The organism is Persicimonas caeni (genome assembly GCF_006517175.1).
GTDB classification, from domain to species: Bacteria; Myxococcota_A; Bradymonadia; order Bradymonadales; family Bradymonadaceae; genus Persicimonas; species Persicimonas caeni.
Map to the genome: position 1 here is coordinate 1,351,524 of NZ_CP041186.1, position 12,907 is coordinate 1,364,430.

The window sequence follows — 12,907 nt, forward strand, 5'->3', positions numbered from 1 at the left end:
TCCTCGGCGAGAGGCGCTCCGGCAACCTCCTCCTCTCCGCCCGTAGCGAAGCGAAGGGATGGAGAGGACCGAGGAGAGGCCTCCCTTTCCGCCCGTAGCGAAGCGAAGGGATGGAGAGGGACCGAGGGAGAGGCATTCAATGGCCTCAGACGCGCGAGTGATTAGGAGCGCGGGCAGCTTGCCCGCATCGGGCGACGTCGCCGGGGTCGCTTTTTGACCCCGCGACGGAGGCCGAAATCGAATGAGGAATGTAGCTCGCCGGCCCCTGTTAGTTATGCGCGCCGACATCAACGCATTGTAAAACCGAGCACCTAATGACCCATCGCCCCACATCTCCCCTTCGCACGACGAAGGGCATGACCATCATCGAAGTGATGGTCGTGATGTTCATCGTCGCCGGCCTGGCGGGGATGTCGTTCTACGCCGTCGGCGCGCTCACCGCGACCGACCTGCGGGACGAGGCGATGCGCATGACCTCGGCGATGAAGTACACCTGGACGCGCGCCGCGGTAAACGGCGCGCAGTACCGCATGGTCATCGACCTCGAAGCGGGCGAATACCACACCGAGGTGACCGACGCGCCGGTGGTCCAAGAGGCGCCGGACAACGCCGGCAGCTCCGAGGGCGTGCTGCCCGAGGAGGCTCAGGAGCGCGAGAACGCCAAGAAGGCCAACGCCTCCGACCTGTTCGGCGAGGAGAGCGACCCGTTCGGCGTGCACCGCGCGCCGACCTACGAGCAGGTCCAAGACGGCGCCATCGAGCCGCGCGCGTTCGAGTCGGGCGTCAAGATCAAAGAGGTGCACGTGGCCTATCAGGACACGCCCATCACCTCCGGCAAAGTGGCGGTGAACTTCTTTCCGGACGGCTTCCAGCAGCCGGTGATCATCGTGTTGACCAACGAGGAGGAGGACGACTTCTTCTCGCTCGTCAACGAGCCGCTGACGGGGCGCGTCAAGCTCTTCAGCAAGCGGATCGAAGATCGCGAGATGCTCGAGCATGGAGAGGACGATGATTGAGCGACTGAGATCACAACACGGTTTTACGCTCTTGGAAGTGCTCATCGCTCTGGCCATCTTGGCCAGCGCCCTGACTGTGCTCATCGGCACCACGGCCACGAGCAACCAGCAGGCGATCTACGCCAACAAGCTCACCCGCGTCTCGCAGCTCGCCCGCTCGAAGATGACCGACATCGAGTACGAGATGATGGACGAGGGCTTCCCCGACACCGTCCAACGCCTCGACGGCGACTTCGGTGAAGAGGGCTACGACCACATCAGTTGGGAGGCCGAGGTTTTCCCGGTCGAGATTCCCCCGGAGGTCAAAGAGGAGCTCATCGCGCAGGTCAACGCGCAGCTCTTCGGCGGCCAGGACACCCAGGGCGCGCTCAAGGGCAACGCGGCGTTCAGCGCCATGTTGCCGATGCTCGTCGCCCAGGTGCCCGAGATGATCAACCAGATCGGCAAGAAGATTCGCCGCGTCAAGCTGGTCGTCACCTACGATTTCCACGGCTCCGAAGAGACGATGACGGTCACCCAGTACATCGTCGACCGCGACCAGGCCGGCTTCGACCTGTTCGGCACCGGCGAGTCGGACTCGGGCAGCGAAGGGGGCGAAGAATGAGCACCCTCCGTGACAAGCTGGCAAGGTGTGACAAGCTGACAACAATCGCCCAAGCGCATCGCGCGCTGTGGGGTACGGACGACCGACGCGCACAGGCGGGCTTCACCCTCATCGAAGTCCTCCTCGCCGTCACCGTGCTCGCCACGCTCACCGCGATTACGTGGGTGGGCGTGTCGGGCATGTTCAGCACCCGCGACTACATGACTGAGCGCTTCGAGCGCTACCAGATCATGCGCGTGGCCATGGACCGCATGGCCCGCGAGTTCTCCTCGGCGTACCTCGCCGGCCCGGAGCACGGCGGCGAGCCGCTTCCAGGCGAAGAGGAAGAGATGCAGGAAGCCCAGGACGGCAACGCCGGCAAGGTCGCCCAACTGCAGGCGCGCCGCGAGCCGGTCCAATTCGGCATGATCGGGCGCGACGACGAGGTCAACTTCACCAGCTTCGCCCACATCCGAAGCATCGCCGGCGAGAAGGCCAGCCAGCACGCCGAGATCGGCTACTTCACCGAGCGCAAGCGCGACAGCCGCACCGGCCGCCTGGTCAACAGCCTGATGCGCCGCGAGGACACCACCCTCGACGACGACATCACCGACGGCGGCAAGATCTACACGATGATCCCCAACATCGAAGACGTCGAATTCGAGTATTGGGACCCGGGCCCGCCCAGCGTGGGCACCATGGAGGAGATGGCCGAGGGCGACTGGACCGACAGTTGGGACACGACCAAGAGCGAGTTCGCCGGGCGATTGCCCACCCGCGTTCGCATCCGGGTGACCCTTCCGCCGCAAGACGAACGCGGCGACGAAGAGGTCTTCACCATCCAGACTCAGCTGGAGACGACTGAGGTGCTGGAGTTTTGATCATGCTCGATTTTATCGCCAAAGCGACGATGAGGACGCTCGACGCGCTCGACCGTCCCGCGCAAAACCCCATGAAGGGGCGCCCGCGGGGCATCGCGTTGATCGTGGTCACGGTCACAGTGGGCATCTTGGCCACCGCGGTGGTCGAGTACGCCTATTCGACCCGCGTCAACTTGTCGATGTCGTCGAATAACGCCGACAAGGTGCGCAGCTATTACCTGGCGCGCTCGGCGGTCAATATCAGCCGGCTTCTGCTGTCGTTCCAATACGCGCTGCAGTCGGAGTCGCGCGAGGCCGGCCGCGGCGAGGACGCCGACGACATGGCCCAGCTCATCAGCCGGGCGATGCGCCGCAGCAACTTCCAGATGTACCAGTACGTCGACCTTCTGATGAAACCGTTCAACTCGGGCAAGCTCGAAAGCCCGGTCGGCGGCATCGACCTGAAGGACTCCGGCGTCGAGGGCTTCGGGGAGTTCGGCGGCGATTTCACCGTCGAGATCATCCCCGAGGAGGGCAAGGTCGACATCAACCGGTTCAACACCGACCAGATCTCGGAGGGCGACCTCCAGGAGATCTGCGCGATGATCGTCGACAGCTCCTACGACAGCATCTTCGAGGAGAAGGACGAGTGGGGAGAAACCCTCGACCGCGCGCTGGTCATGGAGCGGATGGTCAACTATATCGACCTGAACACGCAGGGCTTGGAGCTGACGCCCGACTGCACGATCCGCTCGTCGAGCGGCGACGAGCAGCGCCCTTACGATCGCGCCGAGCGCGACACCGAGCCGCGCGACGCCAAGCTGACCCACCTCGACGAGCTGTACCAGGTCGAAGGGGTCAGCGACACGTTCATGAAGGCGTTCGGCGAGCAGATGACCGTCTATCCGGTCGGCCGGCCGAACCTCAACGTGGCCACCGCCCCGATCTTCTACTCGGTGCTGTGCCGCAACGTCGAAGCCCAGAACGGCATCGCCCCGCGAAGTGGGAATGAAGGCAGCGCCTCACCGTTCAACTTGTGCGCTCGCGACCCGCAGATTCGCTCCCAGGTGCTCTATTTCGCCCTGGCGCTCGACGGGGTCCGCCAATTCTTCTCCGACCCGATGTCGGTCTTGATGGCCTACGTGGGCAGCACCGAGAGCAAGCTGCTGCCGTCGGCCAAAAAGGGCCAGCCGGTCGCGTTTTTGAGCGTCAGCCAGCTCCCCTCGTATGTCGAGGATTTCAAGCGCAATCCGCAGGTGATGGCGCAGTTTCTGATGTACTCGCCGACCTACCAGCAACTGGTGGCGGCCAACCCGGCCCTGCAGGTCGACCCGCTCAACCCGCAATTTCCCCAGTGGACGGTCAACTTCGACCGCACCGGGTTGATGCGGTCGGTCTCCTCGCGCACCCCGAGCATCTATCGGCTGCGCGCCAAGGGGACCTACGGGTCGAGCGAGACGGTCATCGAGACGGTGATCGACTTCGGCAAGACCGTGCGCCGGCTGCCCGGTGAGAAGCAATTGACCGAGAACGTTGACGACCCCGAGGAAGTCAAAGAGCTCAAGAAAGCGCTGCGTGAAACACGCGAAGCAATGCCGAAAGGCCGCGTGCTTTACTGGCGAGAAAAATGAACAGAGAAGCAAAGAAGTAAAAAAGTAAGAAAGCAAAAGAGTCACAACTCACTGATGTGGCTCGACTGGAGCCTTTAGCTCTTTCGCTTTTTTGCTCTTTTGCTCTTTTGCTGAGTTTCCGAAGGAAACGTATGGCAAACCATATCATCGGCCTCGACTTTGGCACCCACTCGATCAAGCTCGTGCGCATCGAGCGCGGGCGAGATCCGCAGGTGATCGGCTACGACGAAGAGCCGCTGCCGAGGTTGAACGAGCGCCCTGCCCCTGCTGGCAACGCCACTGAGGCGGGCGACGAATTCGAAGACGCTCCGACCCAGGTGCGCCACCGCGACGACGTCGCCGGTGCGCAGGGCGAAGACGGCGGACCGCCGCCCATGCCCGGCGGCCCCGAGACCGAGGCGCCCCAGAACGAGGCGGCCGGCGACGATCACTTCGGCCCGGAAGACGACGAGCCGACCGACGACGCGCAATCAGACGACGAGCACGCCGACGACACGGGTCGCTGGGAGGCCGCCCTCGACCGGCTCATCGAGCGCGGTGCGTTCGATGACGACGGCCTGGTGGTCACCTTCCTGCCCAACGGGCAGGCCATGTCGATCCACCAGCCGGTGCCCTTCGCCGAGCGCAGCAAGGTCGAGAATATCTTGCCGCATATGCTCAACGACCGGCTGCCGGTCGACCCGAGCAAGGTCGTCTACGACTTCCAGCTCATCGAGAGCACCGTCGAGGAAGGCGCCGAGGCGGTCGTGGGCTTCGCGCGCAAAGAGCAAGTCGGCGAGTTTCTGGGCGAGCTCAAGCGCCAGCACGTCGACCCGGCGGTCTTGGGCATCCCCGAGCTTCTGCTGACCTACGCGCTCGAGCGCTGCGCCCCGGTCGACGAGGGCACCTACGCGGTCGTCGACATCGGCCACGAGTACACCCGCGTGCTGGTGCTCCACCAGCGCGAGCCGGCCGTGGCTCGCTCGGTGCAGTTCGGCGGCCACAACCTGACGAAGGCGATCGCCGAGCGCTTCGACTCGACCTACGAGCAGGCCGAAAACCTCAAAGAGAACCACGCCAAGATCTTGGGGCCCGAAGACGCCCCCAGCGGCAACCAGCGGCTGGTCAGCGACGCGCTCGAGCAATCGCTCAAGCCGTTCGTGCGCGACCTTCGGCGCACCTTCCAGTCGCTGTATGCGCGCACCCGCATCAAGATCGACGAGATCTACGTGTGCGGCGGCACCAGCAAGCTTGGGAACCTGCCCGAGTTCATGAGCCGCGAGTTCGGCGTGCCCGTTCGCCGCTTCCCCATCGACCGCATCCCCGGCATGCCCTTGCAGCCGGGCGACGAGGTGAGCAAGGCCCCGCTGGCCATGGCCGCCTCGGCCGCGCTCCAGCAGATCGACGGCCGCGACGAAGAGCGCCTCATCGACCTGCGCAAAGACGAGTTCACCTACCGCGGCAAGTCGAGCTACCTGCGCTCGCAGATGGTCAAATACGGCGCCGCCGCGGCCGTGCTCCTCTTCTTGCTGGTGGGCATGCTCTTCAGCCAAAAGATCCAGATGGAGGCCCAGCGCGACGCCATGCGCGCCGCGCTGACCCAGCAGACCACCAAGCTCTTCGGCGAGCCGGTCTACACCAACGACAAGATCAAGAAGCGACTCACGGGCGAGAGCTCGAGCAAAAAGGGCTACATCCCCGAGATGAGCGCCTACCAGCTCTACTACGAGCTCGCCTCCAATATCTCCCAAGATATCGACCTGACGATCAGCCGCTTCGAGGTCGACGTCGACCGCAATGTCGCCCAGGTCTACGGCGAGACGACCAGCCCTCAGGCCGTCGAGCAGCTCATGGACAACATGCGCCAGCTCGAGTGCCTCAAGGACGTGCGCCAAGAGGGCGAGCTCAAGATCAAGGGCGACTCCGAGGTCGACTTTCACCTGCATATTTCCAGTGAGTGTTCCTGATGGCGAATCCCAAACAATCGCTCTCGGCCAAAATGAGCGACGCGTATTCGGACCTGACCGACCGCGAGCAAAAGCTTGTCATCGCCATGGCGATCATCTTGCCGTTGGTGGTCCTGGCGCTCATCGTGGGCATCTTCTCGCGCTCGCTCGGCGATATCGAGTCGCAGACGCAGGCCTACGAGAACGCCCTCGAGCTGGTCGCAGCCGGTGGGCCGAGCTACCTCGAAAAGAAGAACGCCGGCGAAGGCAGCGGCGGGCTGGCCGACCAGTTCACCGAAGAGATCCTGACCAACAACGAGGTCAAGCTGACGAGCTTCATCGCCTCGAAGGCCTCGGCCGCCGGGGTCAAGGTCAGCAGCTACGACTCCGAGGAGATCCCCATCGGCTCGGGCGACAAGTCCGGCCCGATCATCGTCGAGAAGCGCGTCAAGGTCGACATCCGCGACGCCCAGCACGACGAGCTGTTGAAATTCCTCGAGGAGATCGAGACCAGCGGCGAGCCGGTGGTCATCAAGCGCATCGACATGCGCGGCAAGCACCGCAGCCCCGGCGAAGTGCGGGCGCGCGTGGAAGTTTCGACGTTCATCAAACGTGAGCAAAAGAGCTGATTCATGGACCGTCCCCTTGTACGAATCACGGCCTACGTCGCCTTCGGAGTGGCCACCTTTCTGGTCGCCCTGGTGCTGACCTTCCCGGACCAGCGCCTCAAAGAGATCGCGACGGTGCAGCTCGAAAGCCAGCTCGGCGGCAAATACAACGTCGAGATCGAGGACCTCGATCTGTGGTGGCTCAGCGGCGTCGAGCTCGAAAACGTCACCCTCTCCGAGCGCGTGGCCGACACGGCGAGCGACGACGACGCCCAGGGCGGAGGCCCCACCGACGACGCCAACGGCGGTCGCCCCTCGGGCAAATCCGACGACGGCGGCGGGCCGCCCAACAAGCAGCCCATGCGCATCACCGTGCCGAGCATCGCCGCCGGCTTCTCGCCGCTTGCCAGCATCGCCAACTTCGCCCCCACGGTCGATTTCCTGGTCGACCTTGGCGGCGGTGACATCAGCGGCAACTACGTGCACGGCGGCGACAAGCGCGAGGTCAACGTCGACATCGACGACATCGACCTGTCGAAGACCAAGATCATCGACTCCTTTCTGGGTGTGCCCGTGCTGGGCACCCTGGGCGGCGAGATCAACCTCGAGCTCGACCCCAAGCGCCCGCTGTTGACCGGCGGCAAGATCACGCTGACAGGCCGCCAGCTCATGGTCGACGAGGCCACCATCCACACCGACCAGCTCGGCCCGATGGCCTTCATCGACGTGCCCCCGACGAGCTTCGGCAGCCTCGACGCCAACCTGGTCATCAACAAGCCCAAGGGAAGCCCCACCCCCACGGTCGACTTCAAGCGCTTCGAGTTCCACGAGGGACGCGACGTGCGCGGCCAGATCTGGGGCGACCTCGAACTCGGCCGCAACATGGCCTCGAGCCGCGCCAAGCTCAAGATGCGCTTCCAGTTCGAGGACAAGTATATCCGCTCGAACGACCTCTCGAGCGTCCTTCAGATGAAGTGGTTCCGCGAGGGCAAAGCCAAAGAATGGTACGGCTTCGTCCTGTGGGGCCGCCTCGCCAAGCCGCGCTTCAAGGGCGCCCCGACCGCCGCCAGCGGCCCGCAGGCCGACGCGGGCAACAAGGGCGCGAAGAGCGCGCCGAAGGGCAAAAAGTAATCCTCCTCTCCTCCCGCAGCGAAGCGAAGGGAAGGAGAGGACCGAGGAGAGGATTCCCTTTCCACAAGCGAAGCGCAGTGGAGAGGGACCAAGGGAGAGGGCCCCCACTTGTTTGACAACACGTCGCCTCCTACAATGTCCCTACCCCACACCCCAGGAGGCGACGTGAACCCCACACCAAAGCGCCCAAACACCCAGCGACACTCCACCGCCCTGCTCTCCGCCCTCGGCCTCACCGCGCTGAGCGCCCCGGCGCTCGCCTGCGGCAACGCCATGGAGCTGGTCGCGCGCGGCCTCTTCCCCGACATGTTCTGGGGCTGGTTCGCCGCCTTCGCCATCACCATGTTCGTCTACTACTTCGACGACAAACGCGCCGAGCCGCTCAGCAAACGCAGCCGCGTGTACGTCGCCCTGGCCCTCTTCGCCCTGGCCACAGCGATCTTCGGCATCTACTACGGCGCCACCGTCGACCCGGACGACTGGCGCCTGTGGGACCTCGAGCGAAGCTCCTGGGTGACGCACTCCGAGGATCTTGGAGAGGTCACGTTCTAAAAGAGGCGCTCACCTTGCCCAAGACCCCCGCAGGCTTGTCCCGCGGGTGAATGAGCCTGTGTAGCTAGAATAGGGCCGCCTTTACCCCAAGACCCCCGCGGGCTTGTCCCGCGGGTGAATGAGCCTGTGTAGCTAACCATGACGGTCGCCCCACCCACCATCCGCGCATCCTGAATCATCACCCTCTATCCGCGCCCAATCCGCCTATCATCACCCCATCCGAGCTCAGCGCCATCAACGCCATCAACGCCATCCCCGTCATCCGCGCCATCCGCAAATCCCCCATCAGCGCCATCCCCCACGAGAAACCCACCACGCCCCGATCTGCAAGAAAGTACGCAACAAATCCACAAATCCCGCGATAACCATAATAGGGGCCCCGAACGCGTCGTCTCACCCAGCGCCGCGTTCGAGAGTGGCCCCCATCGGATGCGCAACCGACGACGAAATCACCCCCCCGGCCTGGCCCACGCCTCCAGCCGCGGTATGTGTCAAGATAGTTGTCGCGTCTGAATTATCTACGTCTCTTGTAAATTGAGCGGCGCAAGCCGCACCTCTTCGGGGCGCGTCCATCCTCGCGGCCTTCGACTCCAGCGTGCGGGATTCTTTTGGCGCGCCTGTTCATAGAGCTTTTGGCGTCTTTGTAGCAGCTCGACGTCTTCGCCCGCGTGGCGCTGCTCGGGGGTCACCCAGCCGATCCCGCTGTGATAGTGCTCGGTGTTGTACCAGCGGACAAACGCCTCGACCCACTCAGACCATTCATGCACGCCGTCGAGCGGCTTTTTGGGGTAGCCAGGCCGGTATTTGAGCGTGCGAAAGCTCGATTCGCAGTGAGGGTTGTCGTTGGAGACGCCCGGGCGGCTAAACGAAGCGGCCACCTCCAGGCGCTCCAGCGTCGCCAGAAGCGTCGAGCCCTTCATCGCAGCCCCGTTGTCGGCGTGGATGCAAAGTCCGCTCGCCTCGACCTGTTCGGCGAGGATCGTCTTTTCAATGAGGCGGCTCGACAGCTCCATCGATTCTTGGTCTTCGACGCTAAAGCCGACGATCTTGCGGCTGAACAAGTCCATGATCCAGTAAAGGTAGACAAACCGGCCGCGTACCTGGGTGGGCAAGTATGTGATATCCCACACCCAGACCTGGCCGGGGCTGGCGGCCACTAATTCGGGCTTCGGCCTGGGCTTCGGCGGCCGGCTTGGCTGGCGGTGGGTCATCATCTTCTCTTCGCGCAACACGCGGTAAAATGTCGACTCGCTGGCGACATACTCGCCCCGGTCGGCCAGGCTGCATACGATCTGCCGGGGGCTCACATCACAGAATTCACGACCTGTGGCGATGGCGACCACCTGTGCTCGCTCCTCGTCGGTGAGCGCGTGCGCACACCGACTGTGGGGTCCCTGGCGAGCGTCCTCGGCCTGCGGGTCTTTTCGCCACCGCTGTATGGTGCGCTCGCTGATGCCCAGGGTCCGACAGGCCTGGGCCTGACGCGCGCCGTGGGAGACCGCCTCTGCGATCATGTCGAGGATGACTTGTCGCTCTTGCCGATCATGGGAGCGTCCTCGTCCCCCCACAACCGGCGCGCCTTTTTTGAGAGCACCAACAAGGCGGCCGTCTCGGCCAGCGCGGCCTCCTTTCGGCGAAGCTCGCTTTCGAGTTCGCGCTTGTCCCGTTGGGCCTGGCGCAGCTTCTGGGTGGCCTCCTTCTTGGCCCTGGTGCGTCCATCAAGCCCCTCGTACATCTGCGCTCTCCAGCGTCGAAGGTCGCTTGTATGCACTCCTTCCTCGCGCAGGAAAGCGCCAAACTCCTTGCCCTCGAGCGCCTCGGCGGCCATCACAAGACGCAGCTTTTCGGCCGAAGAGCGTCTCTCGGGTGCCGACTCTGGCTTTGCCTCAGCACGCAAGGCACCATCGAGCGCCGCCTTTCTCCACCGCCAAAGCGTCGTCTTGCCCACGCCGCTCAGCTCGGCCAGGCTCTCCGGGCTGATCTTTTCGTCGAGCATCCGTCGAACAAGACGCTCTTTTAGCTCTTTAGGATATGGACTCATCTCGGATCTCCTTGTTGCCCCTTCGTTCCATGAAACTAACAATCGAAGAGGCGACAACTATCCTGACACCTGGGGGCCGAGCCCGCCCCACCCGGGCGGTCGAAGCGAGGCAGGCGGAGGCAGCGCCGAGGTACGTCTTGGATGGTCAATGGGCGGGGGTCCGCGGGACCCAGGGGGAGGGAGCCATTCTGCTACTCTGTTCATATCTGCAGATCGCGCGCGCGAAAAATTCACGCGTTTGAGGGGGGATGTCGGGCGGCGGGACATTCTAGCTACTCAGGCTCGCTCACCGGCGGGACGAGCCCGCCGGGGTCGTGGGCAACCGGCTGCCGGCGACCGGCATCCGGCATCCGGCATCCGGCATCCGGCATCCGGCATCCGGCATCCGGCATCCGGCATCCGGCATCCGGCATCCGGCGACCGTGACCGTGACCGTGACCGTGACCGTGACCGTGACCGGCATCTGTGTCCGTGACCGGCATCCGTGACCGTGACCGGCACCCGTGACCGTAACCGTAACCCCAAAAGGGAATTCCCCTCCCTCCCCACACGTCTTACACCGAATTCGATTGACCCTTGGCCCCCCGCGATGTAGTGGGGGGCCTTCTTATATCGGTGAGCAAAAAGTCTCGGAGAGTAGAACAGTGATCACGACATCGGACATCATGGTGAACTTCGGCGGCACGCCCCTCTTCGAGGGGGTCAACGTCAAGTTCGTGCCCGGCAACTGCTACGGGCTGATCGGCGCCAACGGCGCGGGCAAGTCGACCTTTTTGAAAGTCTTGAGCGGTGAGCTCGAGCCGTCGGCCGGCAGCGTGCATATCCCGGCGAACCTGCGCATGGCCAAGCTCGAGCAGGACCAGTTCAAGTTCGACGAGATGGTCGTGCTCGACACGGTGCTCTTCGGTCACCCGCGCCTGTTTGAAGTCCACAAAGAGCGCGCCGAGCTGTACGCCAAGCCCGATTTCAGCGAGGAGGACGGCGCGCGCGCAGCCGAGCTCGAGGTCGAGTACGCCGACATGAACGGCTACGAGGCCGAGTCCGAGGCGGCGAGCCTGCTCGACGGGCTGGGCGTGCCCTCCGAGCTGCACTACAAGACGATGGGCGAGCTCGAGGGCGGCCACAAGGTGCGCGTGCTCCTGGCCCAGGCGCTCTTCGGCCAGCCCGACATCCTGCTGCTCGACGAGCCGACGAACCACCTCGACGTGCACACGATCGCCTGGCTCGAGAACTACATCTCGCGCCTGACCACGCTGGTCATCGTGGTCAGCCACGACCGCCACTTTTTGAACAACGTGTGCACCCACATCGCCGACATCGACTTCCGCAAGGTGCAGGTCTACGCCGGCAACTACGACTTCTGGATCCAGGCCAGCGAGCTCGCCTTGCGCCAGCGCCGCGACGCCCAGAAGAAGGCCAGCGACAAGGCCAAAGAGCTGCAGGCGTTCATCGAGCGCTTCTCCTCGAACGCCTCGAAGGCCAAGCAGGCCACCTCGCGCAAAAAGCTGCTCGCCGAGCTCACCCTCGACGACCTGCCCGTGTCGACGCGCAAATACCCGCATATCGTCTTCAAGCCCGAGCGCGAGCCGGGCCGCGTGCTCCTCAACGTCGAGGGTCTCACCAAGACGATCGACGGCGAGAAGATCCTCGACAATGTCAGCTTCTCGTTGCAGCCGGGCGAGCGCGTGGCGTTCGTCGGCCACGACGGCCGCGCCAAGACCGCGCTATTCGACATTTTAGCAGGCGTCAGCGAGCCCGACAGCGGCACGTTCGAGTGGGGCTCGACCATCACCCACGCCTACTTCCCCCGCGAGAACGAGCCCTTCTTCGACGGCGTCGACCTCAACCTCATCGACTGGCTGCGCCAGTACACGATCAACAAGCACGAGGAGGACGTGCGCGGCTTCTTGGGCAAGATGCTGTTCACCGGCGAAGACACCCTCAAGCCGGTCAACGTCCTGTCGGGTGGCGAGCGCGTCCGCTGCATGCTCGCCCGCATGATGCAGGTCGGCGCCAACGCGCTCATCTTCGACGAGCCCACCAACCACCTCGACCTCGAGAGCATCACCGCGCTCAACCGCGCGATGGAGGCCGCCGAGGACCTGGTGATCTTGCTGTCGTCGCACGACCGCGAGCTGGTGAACACCGTCGCCAACCGCATCATCGAGATCGGCCCGCACGGGATGGTCGACCACCTGATGACCTTCGACGAGTACATCGAGAGTGACCGGGTGGCGCAGGAGCGCGTGGAGATTTATGGGGGCGTGGCGGCGCTTTGATTCGGTGCGGGGGGCCTCTCCCTCGATCCCTCTCCTTCCCTTCGCTTTGGGCGAGGATGGGTGGCCTCTCCCTCGATCCCTCTCCTTCCCTTCGCTTCGCTACGGGTGGAGAGGGGGGCCTCTCCTCGGTCCTCTCCTTCCCTCCACTTCGTTACGGGCGGAGAGGAAGACGTCGTTCTATCGGACTCTGTACAAGGTGCGTACTGGCAACATCTTCCTCCCCTGCGCGAAGCAAAGCGTAGCGTAGGGGAGGACCGAGGAGGGGACTCCTCCTCCGCGCA

The 12,907-nt window shown here is 64.1% G+C and carries 12 protein-coding genes and 1 pseudogene; 11 read left to right on the top strand and 2 right to left on the bottom strand.

The genetic code is table 11. The features are described from left to right. The first annotated feature begins 314 nt into the window (after window positions 1–314). The 8 genes from FIV42_RS05000 (at window position 315) to FIV42_RS05035 (ending at window position 8,306) form a co-directional block, all read left to right on the top strand. Complete coding sequence (locus FIV42_RS05000; protein ID WP_141196609.1) at window positions 315–1,016, top strand: pilus assembly FimT family protein; 702 nt, start codon at window positions 315–317, stop codon at window positions 1,014–1,016. Then, window positions 1,009–1,620, top strand: coding sequence for a prepilin-type N-terminal cleavage/methylation domain-containing protein (locus FIV42_RS05005; RefSeq protein WP_168210421.1), 612 nt, complete (start codon window positions 1,009–1,011; stop codon window positions 1,618–1,620). The genes FIV42_RS05000 and FIV42_RS05005 overlap by 8 nt, the downstream gene beginning before the upstream one ends. Next, window positions 1,617–2,480 (top strand): prepilin-type N-terminal cleavage/methylation domain-containing protein, encoded by an 864-nt coding sequence (locus FIV42_RS05010; protein ID WP_141196611.1) that lies wholly within the window; start codon window positions 1,617–1,619, stop codon window positions 2,478–2,480. Before FIV42_RS05005 ends, FIV42_RS05010 begins: the two co-directional genes overlap by 4 nt. Before the next feature lie 2 nt (window positions 2,481–2,482). After that, on the top strand, window positions 2,483–4,090 hold the full coding sequence (locus FIV42_RS05015) for a type II secretion system protein GspK (protein ID WP_141196612.1): 1,608 nt from the start codon (window positions 2,483–2,485) through the stop codon (window positions 4,088–4,090). 131 nt (window positions 4,091–4,221) lie between these two features. Next, window positions 4,222–6,036 carry a pilus assembly protein PilM gene (pilM, locus tag FIV42_RS05020; RefSeq protein WP_141196613.1) on the top strand — a complete coding sequence of 605 codons (1,815 nt, stop codon included), beginning with the start codon at window positions 4,222–4,224 and terminating at the stop codon, window positions 6,034–6,036. Beyond that, window positions 6,036–6,644 (top strand): hypothetical protein, encoded by a 609-nt coding sequence (locus tag FIV42_RS05025; RefSeq protein WP_141196614.1) that lies wholly within the window; start codon window positions 6,036–6,038, stop codon window positions 6,642–6,644. Before pilM ends, FIV42_RS05025 begins: the two co-directional genes overlap by 1 nt. 3 nt (window positions 6,645–6,647) lie before the next feature. Further along, the gene (gene gspN / locus FIV42_RS05030) at window positions 6,648–7,754 is read left to right on the top strand and encodes a type II secretion system protein GspN (RefSeq protein ID WP_141196615.1); all 1,107 of its coding nucleotides are present in this window, start codon (window positions 6,648–6,650) and stop codon (window positions 7,752–7,754) included. A 165-nt stretch (window positions 7,755–7,919) separates the two neighbouring features. Then, a complete protein-coding gene (locus FIV42_RS05035) occupies window positions 7,920–8,306 on the top strand; it encodes a hypothetical protein (protein ID WP_141196616.1) in 387 nt (128 codons plus the stop codon). A gap of 518 nt (window positions 8,307–8,824) precedes the next feature. Here FIV42_RS05035 and FIV42_RS05040 read toward each other — a convergent pair. Both FIV42_RS05040 and FIV42_RS05045 read right to left on the bottom strand, forming a co-directional pair. Next, window positions 8,825–9,820, bottom strand: a complete 996-nt coding sequence (locus FIV42_RS05040; RefSeq protein ID WP_141196617.1) for an IS3 family transposase — start codon at window positions 9,818–9,820, stop codon at window positions 8,825–8,827. Beyond that, window positions 9,817–10,347, bottom strand: a complete 531-nt coding sequence (locus tag FIV42_RS05045) for a transposase (protein ID WP_141196618.1) — start codon at window positions 10,345–10,347, stop codon at window positions 9,817–9,819. Before FIV42_RS05045 ends, FIV42_RS05040 begins: the two co-directional genes overlap by 4 nt. A gap of 314 nt (window positions 10,348–10,661) precedes the next feature. On the opposite strand from FIV42_RS05045, the gene FIV42_RS30010 reads away from it, so the two are divergent. From FIV42_RS30010 to FIV42_RS31385, 3 genes and pseudogenes are all read left to right on the top strand, one after another. After that, window positions 10,662–10,835: a hypothetical protein gene (locus FIV42_RS30010; protein WP_168210422.1), complete on the top strand. Its 174-nt coding sequence runs from the start codon at window positions 10,662–10,664 to the stop codon at window positions 10,833–10,835. Window positions 10,836–11,090: 255 nt separating this feature from the next. Beyond that, window positions 11,091–11,483 (top strand): annotated as a pseudogene (locus FIV42_RS31380) (ATP-binding cassette domain-containing protein); the annotation flags it as partial. 195 nt (window positions 11,484–11,678) lie between these two features. Beyond that, window positions 11,679–12,626 (top strand): ABC-F family ATP-binding cassette domain-containing protein, encoded by a 948-nt coding sequence (locus tag FIV42_RS31385; protein ID WP_390619649.1) that lies wholly within the window; start codon window positions 11,679–11,681, stop codon window positions 12,624–12,626. Window positions 12,627–12,907: the final 281 nt, after the last annotated feature.